10 protein-coding genes are annotated in these 14,396 nt (G+C 72.3%); 7 read left to right on the forward strand and 3 right to left on the reverse strand.

What is annotated here, in order from left to right; genetic code table 11:
- Positions 1-358: 358 nt before the first annotated feature.
- Both AC3WRM_RS16300 and trhA read right to left on the reverse strand, forming a co-directional pair.
- The gene (locus AC3WRM_RS16300; RefSeq protein ID WP_492249658.1) at positions 359-2,896 is read right to left on the reverse strand and encodes a DEAD/DEAH box helicase; all 2,538 of its coding nucleotides are present in this window, start codon (positions 2,894-2,896) and stop codon (positions 359-361) included.
- On the reverse strand, positions 2,893-3,594 hold the full coding sequence (gene trhA / locus AC3WRM_RS16305) for a PAQR family membrane homeostasis protein TrhA (protein WP_492249657.1): 702 nt from the start codon (positions 3,592-3,594) through the stop codon (positions 2,893-2,895). Before trhA ends, AC3WRM_RS16300 begins: the two co-directional genes overlap by 4 nt.
- 53 nt (positions 3,595-3,647) lie before the next feature.
- Here trhA and uppS point away from each other — a divergent pair, with 53 nt between their 5' ends.
- The 7 genes from uppS to AC3WRM_RS16340 all read left to right on the forward strand — a co-directional run bounded on the left by uppS (position 3,648) and on the right by AC3WRM_RS16340 (position 12,504).
- Positions 3,648-4,412 (forward strand): polyprenyl diphosphate synthase, encoded by a 765-nt coding sequence (gene uppS, locus AC3WRM_RS16310; protein WP_492249656.1) that lies wholly within the window; start codon positions 3,648-3,650, stop codon positions 4,410-4,412.
- A gap of 910 nt (positions 4,413-5,322) precedes the next feature.
- Positions 5,323-6,672, forward strand: a complete 1,350-nt coding sequence (gene phoH2, locus AC3WRM_RS16315) for an RNA 5'-3' helicase PhoH2 (protein WP_492249655.1) — start codon at positions 5,323-5,325, stop codon at positions 6,670-6,672.
- An 85-nt stretch (positions 6,673-6,757) separates the two neighbouring features.
- Positions 6,758-7,996 carry a sugar ABC transporter substrate-binding protein gene (locus AC3WRM_RS16320; protein WP_492249654.1) on the forward strand — a complete coding sequence of 413 codons (1,239 nt, stop codon included), beginning with the start codon at positions 6,758-6,760 and terminating at the stop codon, positions 7,994-7,996.
- On the forward strand, positions 7,993-8,988 hold the full coding sequence (locus tag AC3WRM_RS16325) for a carbohydrate ABC transporter permease (RefSeq protein WP_492249653.1): 996 nt from the start codon (positions 7,993-7,995) through the stop codon (positions 8,986-8,988). Before AC3WRM_RS16320 ends, AC3WRM_RS16325 begins: the two co-directional genes overlap by 4 nt.
- Entirely contained in the window at positions 8,985-9,953 is a 969-nt protein-coding gene (locus tag AC3WRM_RS16330; protein WP_492249652.1) for an ABC transporter permease family protein, read from the forward strand. Before AC3WRM_RS16325 ends, AC3WRM_RS16330 begins: the two co-directional genes overlap by 4 nt.
- Positions 9,950-11,161: an ABC transporter ATP-binding protein gene (locus AC3WRM_RS16335; protein WP_492249651.1), complete on the forward strand. Its 1,212-nt coding sequence runs from the start codon at positions 9,950-9,952 to the stop codon at positions 11,159-11,161. Before AC3WRM_RS16330 ends, AC3WRM_RS16335 begins: the two co-directional genes overlap by 4 nt.
- A complete protein-coding gene (locus AC3WRM_RS16340) occupies positions 11,158-12,504 on the forward strand; it encodes a DUF2079 domain-containing protein (protein WP_492249650.1) in 1,347 nt (448 codons plus the stop codon). The genes AC3WRM_RS16335 and AC3WRM_RS16340 overlap by 4 nt, the downstream gene beginning before the upstream one ends.
- A gap of 371 nt (positions 12,505-12,875) precedes the next feature.
- Here AC3WRM_RS16340 and AC3WRM_RS16345 read toward each other — a convergent pair whose 3' ends face one another.
- Positions 12,876-14,273 (reverse strand): class II fumarate hydratase, encoded by a 1,398-nt coding sequence (locus AC3WRM_RS16345; protein WP_492249649.1) that lies wholly within the window; start codon positions 14,271-14,273, stop codon positions 12,876-12,878.
- Between the last annotated feature and the right edge of the window lie 123 nt (positions 14,274-14,396).

Raw genomic sequence — 14,396 nt, forward strand, 5'->3', positions numbered from 1 at the left:
AACGACGCCACTCAGCCCTCGCAGGACTGCCCCCGATCAGCCGAGTGTCATGAACGTCCCCGCCAAGTACACCTAGTCGCTGCGGCGGTCGGCGTCAACCCTTCTTCGGGTTCCGTGAACGACGCTACCGGTGGCCGCCGAGCACCCCGTACCGTCGTCGTACGAGACGGATACGTAGCGGGGCCGCACGGCCTCGCCACGTCCTGGGCTCCGACGTCGGCCTGCCCCGCCCCCGAGGGGGCCGGCGTCGGACCTGTGCCGCGATCCTCGGTGTTGAGGTGCTCCAGGGGAGCGGCACGGGCACGGGGCCGTCGGCGACGTCCTTCCGAGCGTCGCCGGCGGCGCCCGCTGACGACGCTCAGGCGGGACCCACGTCGGTGACGGTCACGGCCGCCTCGCCGGCGGCGTCGCTCGCGTCCAGGTCGACCTCGGCGGAGATGCCCCAGTCGCGATGCCCCTCCGGGTCGTCGAACGTCTGCCGCACCCGCCAGCGCCGTCCGTCAGGCCCGGACTCGGCGGCGATGTCGAGGAACGCCGGGCCCCGTGCCTCGGGTCCGGTGCCGAGGTGGTCGTACTCGGTCCGGTAGGCGGTGAGCGCCTCGCGCCACGCGTCGGCGTCCCACCCCGACTCGCCGTCGAGGTCGCCCAGGGCGTCCCAGCGGCCGAGCGCCGCGAGCTCCACGCGTCGGAACAGCGCGTTGCGGACCAGCACGCGGAACGCGCGCTCGTTCGCCGTGACCGGGCGGATCGTCTGCTCGCCGTCGGCTACGGCGTGCGCACGGTCGAGGCTGTCGGGGTCGGCAGGATTGACCAGCGCCTCCCATTCATCGAGGAGGCTCGAGTCGGTCTGGCGCACCAGCTCGCCCAGCCACGCCGTCAGGTCGGTCAGCTCCTCGGTGCGCGCGGAGGCCGGCACCGTCCGGTCGAGCGCCTTGTACGCGTCCGACAGGTAGCGCAGCACCATGCCCTCGGACCGCGCGAGCCCGTAGTCGGACACCAGCTCGGAGAACGTCATGGCGCGCTCTGCCATCTCGCGCACGACCGACTTCGGTCGCAGCGGGTGGTCCGCCACCCACGGGTGACCCTGGCGGTACGTCTCGTACGCGGCCTCCAGCAGGTCCCGCAGCGGCTTCGGGTGCTCGACCTCCTCGAGCAGCTCCATCCGGTCGTCGTACTCCAGCCCGTCGGCCTTCATCTGTGCGATCGCCTCACCACGTGCCCGGTGCACCTGGGCGGCGATGATCGGGCGCGGGTCCTCCAGCGTCGCCTCGATGACCGACACGACGTCGAGCGCGTACTCCGGCGACTCCACGTCGAGCAGCTCGAGCGTGGCCACCGCGAACGGCGACAGCGGCTGGTTGAGCGCGAAGTCGCGCTGCAGGTCGACGGTCAGCCGCAGCGTCCGCCCGTCCGGGTCGGGCGACGTCGCGTCGATCCGCTCGACGACCCCGCCGGCCACCAGCGCGTCGACGATCTCGCGCACCCGACCCTGCAGCCGCTCGACCTCCTCGGGCCGGACGACGCTCTCCTCGACGAGGTGGTCGAGGGCGGCGACCGCGTCACCCGGACGCTGGAGGACGTCGAGCACCATCGCGTGGGTGACCTGCATGCGGGGCACGAGAGGCTCCGGGGTGCCGTTCACCAGCTTGTTGAACGTGGCCTCGTTCCACGACACGTGACCCTCGGGGGCCTTCTTGCGCTGCACCTTGCGCAGCTTCTTCGGGTCGTCGCCGGCCTTCGCGATCGCCTTCGCGTTCTCGATGTCGTGCTCGGGCGCGAGCACCACCACGTGGCCGACGGTGTCGTAGCCGGCGCGCCCGGCCCGACCGGCGATCTGCGCGAACTCCCGCACCTGCAGCTGGCGCTGGCGGCGGCCGTCGTACTTCGTCAGCCCGCTGAACAGCACGGTGCGGATCGGCACGTTGATGCCGACGCCGAGTGTGTCAGTGCCGCACACCACCTTGAGCAGACCCTGCTGCGCCAGGCGCTCCACGAGTCGTCGGTAGCGCGGCAGCATGCCCGCGTGGTGCACCCCGATGCCCATGCGCACCAGACGCGACAGGGTCTTCCCGAACGCCGACGTGAATCGGAAGCTGCCGATCGCCTCGGCGATCTCGTCGCGCTCCGCCCGCGTGGCCAGCGCGACGCTGCTGAGCGCCTGGGCGCGCTCCAGCGCCGACGCCTGGGTGAAGTGCACGATGTACACCGGCGCCTGGCCGGTCTGCACGAGCTCGGTCACCACGTCCTGGACCGGCGACACCACGTACTCGTTCACCAGGGGGACGGGACGTTCCGACGACGCCACGAGGGCGGTGTCGCGCCCCGTCCGGCGGGTGAGGTCGTCGCGCAACGTGGTCGTGTCGCCGAGCGTGGCCGACATGAGCAGTGCCTGGGCGCGCGGCAGCTCGACGAGCGGCACCTGCCACGCCCAGCCGCGGTCGGGGTCGGCGTAGAAGTGGAACTCGTCCATGACGACGAGGCCGATGTCGGCCGCTGCCCCCTCGCGCAGCGCCAGGTTCGCCAGCACCTCGGCCGTCGCCACCACCACGGGTGCGTCCGCGTTGACGGAGGCGTCGCCCGTGAGCATGCCGACGTCGTCGGCGCCGAACACGTCGCACAGGTCGAAGAACTTCTCGCTCACCAGGGCCTTGATCGGCGCCGTGTAGACGGCGCACTCGCCGCGGGCCAGGGCGCCGGCGATGGCCGCCGTGGCCACGAGGCTCTTGCCGGAGCCGGTGGGCGTGGCGAGCACGACGTTCGAGCCCGACAGCAGCTCGAGGACCGCCTCCTCCTGCGCCGGGTACATGCTCATCCCGCGCGAGTCGACCCATGCCTCGACCGCGTCGAACACGTCGTCGGGGCTGGCTCCCTCCGGGACGTGCAGCGCGGGGCTCACCGCTGCTGGTAGGCGAGCAGGCTCACGCCGATGTAGTGCACGACGAACGCGGCGATCGTGAGCGTGTGGAACACCTCGTGGAAGCCGTACCAGCGCGGGAACGGGTCGGGCCACTTGAAGCCGTAGACCAGTGCGCCGAGCGTGTACAGGCCGCCGCCGACGACCATGAGGACCAGGACCGCGGTCGAGGCCTGGTCGGCGAACTCGCCCCAGTACAGCACCGCGGCCCAGCCGAGCAGCACGTACAGCGGGACGTAGATCCAGCGCGGCGCACCCACCCAGAACACGCGGAACGCGACGCCGAGCAGCGCTCCGCCCCACACCAGCGACAGCATGATCACGGCCTGCTCCGTGTTGAGCAGCAGCAGGCTGAAGGGCGTGTACGAGCCGGCGATGAGCAGGAAGATGTTCGCGTGGTCGATGCGCTTCCACACGATGCGAGCCTCGTCGGACCAGGTGCGCGTGTGGTACAGCGCCGAGCAGCCGAACAGCAGCAGCGCGCTCACCATGAAGATCGCGACACCGGCACGCACGAGCGTGTCGTCGGCGATCACCATCATCACGAGGAAGGAGATGAAGGCGAGGGGTGCGGTCCCCGCGTGGAGCCAGCCGCGCAGCTTCGGCTTGATCTCCTCCAGGTTGTCCCGGATACGGTCGGACACCTCGTCGGTCGTGGCTTCGAGATCAGTCCGTGGCATAGGGGGAAGACTAGCCCCTCGGCCTGAGCATCCGATGTGATGAGATGAGGCCCATGGGTCTGAGCCAGGTCGCCTACGGCGCGTACGAGCGGCGGCTGCTCAGACGGCTCGACCCCTCCCGCCTGCCCCGGCACGTCGGGGCGATCGTCGACGGGAACCGGCGCTGGGCGAAGGACGCCCGCATGGGCCTCGACCAGGGGTACCGGGCGGGTGCGGCGAAGGTCGACGAGTTCCTCGACTGGTGCCACGAGCTGGGCGTCGGAACGGTCACCTTCTGGGTGCTCTCGACCGACAACCTGCAGCGTCCGGAAGCGGAGCTGGCGAGCATCCTCGACGCGGTCGAGGACCTCGTCGGACGGCTCGCCGAGGACGGGCGCTGGCACGTGCGCCTCATCGGCAACCTGCAGCTGCTGCCCGAGGATTCGTCGGCACGCCTCCAACGCGCCGCCGCGGCGTCGCCGTCGGGGGAGGGCCTGCTGCACGTCAACGTGTGCGTCGGCTACGGCGGTCGGCAGGAGTTGACCGACGCGATGCGGGCGCTGCTGCTGGCGGAGGCGGCCAAGGGTCGCACGTTGGAGGAGGTGGCGGCGACGCTCGAGGTCGACCACATCGCCGACCACCTGTACACGAAGGGCCAGCCCGATCCCGACCTCGTGATCCGCACGTCGGGGGAGCAGCGGCTGTCGGGGTTCCTGCTGTGGCAGAGCGTGCACAGCGAGTTCTACTTCTCCGACGTCCTGTGGCCCGCGTTCCGCCGCGTCGACCTCCTGCGCGCGATGCGCTCCTACGCCGCCCGCGAGCGTCGCTTCGGCGCCTGAACCCGACCGAGCGATAACGCTGGTCGAGTAGTCGACGCCGCGGCGAAGGAGCTGGCGGCGGCGTATCGAGACCACTCCGAGGAGACGCTCGGAGCCGGCCCGCGCTGGGCGGTTGCGGGTGGTCTCGATACGCCGTCACGAGCTCGCTGGCGCTCGCCGTGCTGGCTACTCGACCATCGGAACGTCTCGCTGGTCGAGTAGGTGACGTCGCGAGGAACGAGCAGACGTCGCCGTATCGAGACCATTCCAAGCGGTCGCTGGGGGTTGGTTCGCGCTGAGCCGTTGCCGGGTGGTCTCGATACGCAGCCACGGCGCTCCTTCGTCGCGCGTGGCTGCTACTCGACCAGCGGAAGGTTTCGCTGGTCGAGTAGTCGCCTCCGCCGAGGGACGAGGTGCGAGGTGACGTATCGAGACCACTCCAAGGAGACGCTGGGAGCCGGCCCGCGCTGGTCCGTTGCGGGGTGGTCTCGATACGCAGCGACGAGCTCGCTGGCGCTCGCCGTCGCCGCTACTCGACCAGCGGAGGGTTTCGCTGGTCGAGTAGGTGACGTCGCGAGGAACGAGCAGACGTCGCCGTATCGAGACCACTCCGAGGAGACGCTGGGAGCCGGCTCGCGCTGGTCCGTTGCGGGGTGGTCTCGATACGCGGCGACGAGCTCGCTGGCGCTCGCCGTCGCTGCTACTCGACCAGCAGAAGCCCTCGTTCGTCGGGCGTCGGCGGGAGGGACGCGCCGCTGCGCAGAGTTCATCTCCGCGTTACATGCCGCGCAGCGTGTCGCCGCGCCCGGGCACGGGGGCGGACGTACGTTGCGAGGGTGTTGATGCTCGCCCCGGAGCCCAGCCGCCCCACACCCACCGAGTAGGGAAGGGCCGGCGCAGGGGCGCGCGGGTTCTTCGCAGGGAGTCAGACATGACTGTCAAGCAGCCCGTCAGCGCCGCCGTCACCTCCACCGAGGCAGTCCGCACCTACGTCCTCGACACGAGCGTCCTGCTGGCCGACCCAGGTGCGGTGCATCGTTTCCACGAGCACGAGGTCGTCATCCCGGTCGTCGTCATCACCGAGCTCGAGGGCAAGCGGCACCACCCCGAGCTGGGCTACTTCGCCCGCACGGCACTGCGCTTCCTCGACGACCTGCGCGTCCAGCACGGCATGCTCGACGTCCCCCTGCCCATCGGCACGGAGGGCGGCTCGATCCGTGTCGAGTTGAACCACACCAACCCCGAGGCCCTGCCTGCAGGCTTCCGGCTCGGCGACAACGACACCCGCATCCTCGCCGTCGCGAAGAACCTCGCCGACGAGGGGCGCCACGTCACGCTCGTCTCCAAGGACCTGCCGATGCGGGTCAAGGCGTCGGCGGTCGGCCTCTCGGCGGAGGAGTACCGCGCCGAGCTGGCCCTCGAGTCCGGCTGGACCGGCATGCGCGAGCTCGAGGTCGACTCCGCCGACCTGGACGCGCTGTACGAGGAGGGCAGCCTCGACGTCGCCCTCCTGGAGGACGAGACGGTGCGCGACCTGCCGTGCCACACGGGCCTCGTGCTGCTGTCGGACAAGGGCAGCGGACTCGGCCGGATCACGCCCGACAAGCGGGTGCAGCTCGTCCGCGGCGACCGCGACGCGTTCGGCCTGCACGGGCGGTCGGCGGAGCAGCGGGTGGCGCTCGACCTGCTCCTCGACCCGGAGGTCGGCATCGTGTCGCTCGGCGGTCGCGCCGGCACCGGCAAGTCGGCCCTCGCGATCTGCGCCGGTCTCGAGGCCGTCATGGAGCGGCGCCAGCACAAGAAGGTCGTCGTCTTCCGTCCGCTGTACGCGGTCGGCGGGCAGGAGCTCGGCTACCTGCCGGGCAGCTCCGACGAGAAGATGGGGCCCTGGGCGCAGGCCGTGTTCGACACCCTTGGCGCCGTCGCGTCGCCGCACGTGGTCGACGAGATCCTCGACCGCGGGATGCTCGAGGTGCTGCCGCTGACGCACATCCGCGGTCGGTCGCTGCACGACGCGTACGTCATCGTCGACGAGGCGCAGTCGCTGGAGCGCAACGTGCTCCTGACGGTGCTGTCGCGCATCGGCGCGAACTCCAAGGTGGTGCTGACCCACGACGTCGCGCAGCGCGACAACCTGCGTGTCGGACGGCACGACGGCGTGGTCGCGGTGGTCGAGAAGCTCAAGGGGCACCCGCTCTTCGCGCACATCACCCTCACCCGTTCCGAGCGCTCGCCGGTCGCCGCGCTGGTCACCGAGATGCTGGAAGACATCGGCATCTGACACCCGCCTGGAGCAGGACGCGGACACCGCGTGCCGGACGTCGCAACGACGTCCGGCACGCGGTCTGCTGTGGCAGAGTGACCCCGTGACCAGGAGGGGCGTGTCCGCGGCGTTCGTCGCTGCCATCATGCTGCTCGTGGCTGCCTGCGGAGGGCCCGCCGAGGACGACGTCGTCGACGGCGTCCCCGTCCTGCACTGGTACGTCGGCCCGGAGCGCGCCGACGTCGAGGCGCTCGCGCAGACCTGCAGCGAGGAGTCCGAGGGCGGCTACCGCATCGAGGTGGAGCGACTGCCCGACGACGTCGAGCAGCGGCACGCGACGCTCATGCGGCGGCTGCTCGCGAAGGACGACTCGATCGACCTGTTCAGCATGGACACCGGGTGGAGCGCGGAGATGGCGGCCGCGCAGGTGCTCGCACCCGTTCCGGAGGACCTCAAGACCCCGTTCGCGCAGGACGTCGCGCCGGCCGCGCTGCGCTCGGTCACGGTCGACGGCCTGGTCGTCGCCGCGCCCTGGACGTTCGACCCGTGGCTGCTGTGGTGGCGCGGCAACACGGCCGAGCGGGCCGGGCTCGACACGACGAAGCCGGTCTCCTGGGACGACCTGCTCACGGGCGCGGAGCGTACGGGCCGCCAGGTGCTCGTGGACGACCCCGACGGCGAGGGTCTCGCGGCGTGGGTGGACGCACTCGTCGCCGGCGCCGGCGGCACGCTGCTGAAGGGCGGCGGACGCCGGCCCGACGTGGGCCTGGACTCCTCGGCCGGGCGCACGGCTGCGCGCATCGTCAGCCGACTGGGTCGCTCTGGTCTCGGCGCCGACCCGTCGAGCGACGCGGCCGAGGGGCTCGCGCGCCGCGGCGGGTTCGTGCTCGCACCCAGCTCGTTCGTCTCCGACCCCGCCGTCGCTCCCGTGGCCAGCGACCTGCAGTGGGCGGCGTTCCCCGAGGTCGACGGCACGGCGGCGGCGCCGAGCACGGGTGTCGCGCTCGCGGTGCCGCTGTTCGCGCCCGACACGTCGCTCTCGTACGAGGCGATCTCGTGCCTGACGTCCGACGACCTCCTCGCCTCCGTCATGACCGGCTCGGGGCACAGCGCGGCGCGGCTGAGCACCTACGACCTCGATGCGGTGAAGTCGGGCTACCCGCTCGCCGACGTCACCCGACCGGCCGTCGACACCGCGGTCACCCTGCCGTCCACGCCGTACTGGATGCAGGCACGGGCCGCACTGGTGCAGACGTGGACGCCGATCTCGTCGGTCGGGTCGGCGACGCCGCGCCGCTCCCGGGCCGCGGTCCGCGACGCCGTCGCCGGGAGGCTGCCGTGAGCACCGAGCAGTCTGGGCAGTCCGGGCAGAACGGGCAGAACGGGCAGCCCGGGCAGCCCGAGACCGTCGGGAGCGCGGCCGCGACCGTGGACGACGAGCACGACCTCACCCCGATCGGCCCGGCGCCCACGCGCCGGCGTCGACGTCGTCGGGCGACAGCGTCACCAGGACGCCGACGCTCCGGGTGGCCGCTGCTCGCGCCGACGGTGCTGGTGCTCGCCGCCCTGACGCTCTGGCCGTTCGGGCTCCTGCTGTGGACGTCCCTGCGGCGCTCGTCGAGCACCGTCGGCGACGACACCTTCGTCGGGCTGGACAACCTGACCGGTCTGCTCGGCGACCGCGCCTGGTGGCTGGCCGTCTCGGTGACGCTGCTGCTCGTGGTCGTGGCCGTCGGGCTGCAGCTCGTGCTCGCCTCCGTCGTGGCGGCGAGCATCCGTCGGCTGCGCCTGCCGCTCGCCGTGGTGTCGGTGCTGCTGCTCGCACCGTTCGCGCTGCTGCCCGTCGTCACGGCGTCGGTGTGGCGCGACGCCGTCACCTCGGGCGTCGGGCCCGCGTGGTTCGGCTACGACGGTGGCTCCAGCGCCGCGGCCGCCTTCGCGGTGGTGTCGGCGGAGGTGTGGCGCGGCACCGGCGTGACGGCGGTGATCCTCCTGGTCGGCCTGACCCGTGTCGACCGTCGGCTCATCGACTCGGCCGTGGCCGACGGCGCCACCTCCTGGCAGCGTCTGCTGCGCGTCACGTGGCCCGCTGCCGCGCCGGCCGTGGCGGTCGCCGTCCTGTACCGCGCGACGGACGCGCTCCGGGCCCTGGAGGGCCCGCTGCTCGCCGCGCCCTCGGGCGGGGTGCGCACCGTACCCGTGCTGACGTGGGAGACGACGTTCGAGAGCTTCGAACGAGGCCTCGGAGCGGCGTCCGGCGTGCTCCTGCTCGTGCTGGCCGGGCTGCTCGCGGCTCTCCTCGTCGCCGTCCTCCGACAGGGGAGGCGCGCGTGAACCCCACCGTGCGCTCCCGGCTGTGGGCCGCCGGCACCGCGTTCGTCGTCGGCTTCGTGCTCGCGAACGTCGGCGTCCTGGTCGTCACGGGCGCCGACCGCTGGCTCTGGGTGGGCGTCGCCGCCGTGCTCATGGGGACGGGTGCCGTCGGGGTGCTCGTCGCCGACACCCGTCGTCGGCTCTCGCTCTGGGCCGTGCTCGGGCTCGAGCTGGCCGTGGTCGGCACCGTCGCACCCCTGTGGTGGACCGCGGCCGTCGCCCTGACCCCGCCGGGCACGTCGGCGACGTCGATGCTGCCGTCGGACCCGCGCTGGTCCGTCCTCGGTGACGCGCTGGGACGCGACGACGTGCGCGACGCCGCGCTCACCAGCCTCGTCGTCGCCACCGCAGCCACCGTCGTCGCCATGTTGCTGGCCGTCCCTGCGGCGTACGCGCTGGCGTGTCGTCGGGTGCGGGGCGGTCGGGCCGTCCCGGTCGTCGTGGTGGGCGTCCTGCTGCTGCCCATCGTCGCCCTCGCCGGACCGTGGTCCGACACGGCCGACGCGCTCGGCGTGCTCGGCTCCCGCTGGACCGTCGCGCCCGTCCTGCTGCTGGTCGCCGTGCCGCTGGCCGTGTTCCTCAGCATCCCGGTCCTGCGCGACGCCCCGTGGTCGTTGCGCGACTCGATCCGCAGCGACGGTGCCGACCGGCGGCAGGAGCTGCGCGCGTTCGTCGTGCCGGTGCTGCTGCCGGACCTGCTCGTCGTCGGCGCCCTCGTGTGGGTGCTGGCGGCCCAGGACGTCGTGCTCGGTGCCGCCCTGGGACCCACGCCCGACGCCCGCACGCTGCCCGCCACGCTCCTGCTCGGGCAGGTGCCGCCGGCCCAGGCCGCTGCCGTGGGGCTGCTGTGGCTGCTGCCCGTGATCGTCCTCGTCGCGGTCGCGCCCCGCCGCGTCCGCCGCCTGATCGGAAGGGACCACCCATGACCTCGATGGAGCTGAGGGGCGTGCGCCTGGACGCCCTCGACGGCACGCCGCTGCTCGACGGGCTCGACCTCGTGGTGCCCGACGGGAGCACGACGGCGCTGTGCGGCCCGGCGGGGGCCGGCAAGTCGGCCGTGCTCCGGGTGCTCGTGGGCCTGGAGGAGCAGACCGAGGGCGACGTGCTGCTCGACGACATCGTCGTGAACGCGGTCGGACCGCGCGACCGCGACCTCGCGCTCGTGCTCCAGGACTACGTGCTCCACCCGCACCTCGACGTGCACGACAACCTGGCCTTCGCCACCCGGCTGCGCCGTGGGCACGACAAGGTGGCGCTCGCGGAACGCATCGACGAGGTCGCCGCCTTCCTGGCCCTCGACTCGCTGCTCGACGCCAAGCCCGCCGAGCTCGAGCCGGCGCAGCGCCAGCGCGTCGCGATCGGCCGGGCCCTGGTGCGTGACGCGTTGGGCTACCTCTTCGACGACCCCTTCAGCGCGCAGGCCGACCGCGTCCGCACGCACGTCCGTTCCGTCACCCTGCAGTGGCAGCGCGACGAGGGTCGGACGTCGCTGTTCACGACGTCGCGTCCGGACGAGGCGCTCACCCTCGCCGACCGGGTCGCCGTCATGCACCGCGGGGTCGTGCACCAGACGGGAACGCCCGACGAGGTCTACGCCGACCCGGCCGACCTCTTCGTCGCCGCGTTCCTCGGCCAGCCGGCGATGAACCTGCTGCCGGCCACGGTCGAGGGCGACCAGCTCGTGACGCCCGTCCTGAGCATCCCGCTCGACGCGGCGTCGCGGGCGGCGGTCGGCGATCGCAGCCACGTCGTCGTCGGCGTGCGGCCCGAGCACTGCGAGGAGGCCGCTCCTGCAGCCGCCCCGGTCCCGTCCGACGCGCCCCTGACGGCGGGCGCGATCGCTGCCCAGGCCGAAGCCGACAGCAAGGTCGAAGTCGTGGGCGAGGTCGACGACGTGGAGTGGCGCGGCGGCACGCAGCTCGTCTACGTCGGGTACGACCTCGACGACGACGTGCAGGCGATGCTCGAGGACGTCGAGGACGAGCTCGACTTCGACCTCTTCCAGAACTTCTTCGTCGCCGAGCTGCCGGCCGCCGACCGGCGCCGGGCGGGGGACACGGTGCGGCTGGCCGTGCCGCGGTCGCAGGTGCTGGTGTTCGACCTCGCGACCGCCGCGCGCCTGCGCGAGTCGTGAGCGCGCGTCTCGGGGCCGTCGCACGGTCCCTGCCGTTCCTGTGGGCGTTGCTCTGCACGGCCGCCTACTCGACGCTGTCGCTGATGCGGTTCCGGCGCTTCGACCCGACCTCCTGGGACAACGCGATCTTCGAGCAGGCGATCCGGGGCTACGCCCACCTCGGCCTGCCGATCGTCGACATCAAGGGTCCGGGGTTCAACATCCTCGGCGACCACTTCTCGCCGATCACGGCGCTGGTGGCGCCGTTCTACCGCGTGTGGCCATCGGCGCAGACCCTGCTCATCGCCCAGGCGGTGCTCATCGGGCTGTCGGTGCTGGTCGTCACCCGGCTCGCGGTGCGGCACGCCGGTCCGTGGGCGGGAGCGATGCTCGCCGTCGCCTACGGCATCTCCTTCGGCATCTCCGCGGCGGTGCAGTCGGACTTCCACGAGGTCGCGTTCGGCGCCCCCCTGCTCGCGCTCGCGGGCTCGGCCTACCTCGACCGACGCTGGGACGCCGTGGTCGGCTGGTCGCTGCCGCTCCTGCTCGTCAAGGAGGACATGGGCGCCACGGTGCTCGTCATCGGGCTCGTGCTGATGCTCGCCGGGGAGCGTCGGCGCGGCACGCTGCTCGCGGCGGCGGGCGTCGTCGGTGCGGCGCTCGTCGTGCTCGTCGTGCTGCCGTCGGTGAACCCCGGTGGCGTCTACGACTACGCGTCGAGCGTCGGGGGAGACCGCGGCGTGGTCGCGACCCTGCTCGACGAGCCGGGCCGCAAGGCCCTCACCGTGCTGGTGACGCTCGCGGTCACGGGTCTCGCGGCGCTCGGGTCGCCCTGGGTGCTGCTCGTGCTGCCGACGTTCGCGTGGCGCTTCGTCGGCGACAACCCGTACTACTGGGGCACCGACTGGCACTACTCGCTGCTCCTCATGCCGATCGTGTTCGTCGCCGCCGTCGACACCATGCGGCGCTACCCGCCCGTCCGGTGGACGGCGGTGCCGGCACTCGTCGTGTCGCTCGCGCTGCTGCCGTCGACGCCGTTGTGGGCGCTCACGCAGGGGGAGACGTACGAGGTGCCCGACCGCGCGGCGGTCGCGCAGCGTGTGGTCGACATGGTCCCCGAGGGTGCGTCGGTCGTGACCGACATCGGCGTCATCACGCACCTCGCCACCCACCACGACGTCTACTGGCTCGGCACCGTGGGCTCCGCCCCGCTCCCCGACGGCGAGCCGGAGTACGTCCTGCTCGACCAGTGGGCCGGCGTCGGCTCGCCCCCCGACGCCCGCACCTGGGCCGAGCAGACGTTCGGCGGCACCTGGGTCACCGTCTGGGACGCCGACGGCTACCAGCTCGCCCGCCGCGCCTGAGCGCGCCACCGCTGGTCGAGTAGACGACGCCGCGACGAAGGAGCTGGCGGAGGTCGAGACCGTTCCAAGGTTTCGCTGGGGCCGGTTTGCGCTGATCCGTTGCCGGGTGGTCTCGATACGCGGCCACGGCGCTCCTTCGTCGCGCGTGGCCGCTACTCGACCAGCGGAACCGTCCGCTGGTCGAGTAGCGCGGAGCCGCGAGGGACGAGCGTGCTCCGGGCGTATCGAGACCATCCCACGCTGTCGCTGGGGGCCGGTTTGCGCTGATCTGTTGCCGGGTGGTCTCGATACGCAGGGACCTCGCAAGCTCGTCCCTGCTACTCGACCAGCGAAGTGTTCCGCGGCGGGGCCGCGGGCCGACCCGGACTCGGTCAGGGGTGGGTCATGCTCATGACGTCGAGGGCGGCGTCGAGCTCGGCCTCGGTGAGGTCGCCGCGCTCGACGTAGCCCTCCTCGACCACGACCTCGCGGATCGTCTTGCGCTCCTTGACGGCCTTCTTCGCGACCTTCGCGGCGTTCTCGTACCCGATGTGGCGGTTGAGGGGCGTCACGACCGACGGGCTCGACTCGGCCAGCTCGAGGCAGCGCTCGACGTTGGCCGTGATGCCGTCGACGCACCGGTCGGCGAGCACGCGCGACGTGTTGCCGAGCAGACGGATCGACTCCAGGACGTTGCGGCCGATGACGGGCAGCTGCACGTTCAGCTCGAACGCGCCCGAGGCGCCCGCGTAGGTGATGGTGGCGTCGTTGCCGATGACCTGTGCGCACACCATGAGCGTGGCCTCCGGCAGGACGGGATTGACCTTGCCGGGCATGATGCTCGATCCGGGCTGCAGGTCGGGCAGGTTGATCTCGCCCAGGCCGGTGCGCGGGCCCGAGCCCATCCAGCGCAGGTCGTTGCAGATCTTCGTCAGGCTGACCGCGACCGTGCGCAGGGCGCCGGACAGCTCGACGATCCCGTCGCGTGCGCCCTGCGCCTCGAAGTGGTCCGTGGCCTCGGTGATCGGCAGGCCGGTGTCGGCGGCGAGGATCTCGATGACCCGCTGCGGGAACCCGGCGGGGGTGTTGATCCCGGTGCCGACGGCGGTGCCGCCGAGGGGGACCTCGGCGGTCGACGGCAGAGCGCGCTCGATGCGGGCGATGCCCTTGCGCACCTGCGCCGCGTAGCCCGCGAACTCCTGGCCGAGCGTGACGGGCGTGGCGTCCATGAGGTGCGTCCGGCCCGACTTGACGACCTCGGCGAACTCCTCGGCCTTGCGCTCGAGCGACTGCGCGAGGTGGTCGAGGTCGGGCAGCAGCTGGTTGACGGTCGAGGCGGTCGCGGCCACGTGGATCGACGTCGGGAACACGTCGTTGCTGGACTGCGAGGCGTTCACGTGGTCGTTCGGGTGCACGTCGCGACCGAGCGAGCGGGTCGCGAGGGTGGCGATGACCTCGTTGGTGTTCATGTTGCTCGACGTGCCGGAGCCGGTCTGGAACACGTCGATGGGGAAGTGCGCGTCGTGGGCGCCGCTCGCCACCTCCTGGGCGGCCGCGACGATCGCGTCGGCGAGGTCGGAGTCGAGGATGCCGAGCTCGGCGTTCGCGCGGGCGCAGGCGGCCTTGATCTGCGCGAGCGCCCTGATCTGGGCGGGCTCGATCGGCGTGCCGGAGATCGGGAAGTTCTCGACCGCGCGCTGCGTCTGGGCCCGCCAGAGTGCGTCGGCAGGGACCCTCACCTCGCCCATGGTGTCGTGCTCGATGCGCCAGGTCGTGTCGTTCTCGCTCATGCCCCCACGCTAGCGCGAGCCGTCCGGACGGCGACCCGGCCGCCCACCCGACCCGACCCAACCCCACCCGACCCCGCTGAGTGTGACGTTCGCGGGGTGCATCTCCGCGATCCACCCCGCGAC

It is taken from the genome of Aeromicrobium sp. EU05-FHT14F07 (assembly GCF_058790455.1).

Excerpts from the sequence above, each read along its gene's own strand:
- phoH2 (WP_492249655.1), top strand. The coding sequence starts at position 5,323 with ATGACTGTCAAGCAGCCCGTCAGCGCCGCCGTCACCTCCACCGAGGCA.
- AC3WRM_RS16335 (WP_492249651.1), top strand. The coding sequence starts at position 9,950 with ATGACCTCGATGGAGCTGAGGGGCGTGCGCCTGGACGCCCTCGACGGC.
- uppS (WP_492249656.1), top strand. The coding sequence starts at position 3,648 with ATGGGTCTGAGCCAGGTCGCCTACGGCGCGTACGAGCGGCGGCTGCTC.
- trhA (WP_492249657.1), bottom strand. The coding sequence starts at position 3,594 with ATGCCACGGACTGATCTCGAAGCCACGACCGACGAGGTGTCCGACCGT.
- AC3WRM_RS16345 (WP_492249649.1), bottom strand. The coding sequence starts at position 14,273 with ATGAGCGAGAACGACACGACCTGGCGCATCGAGCACGACACCATGGGC.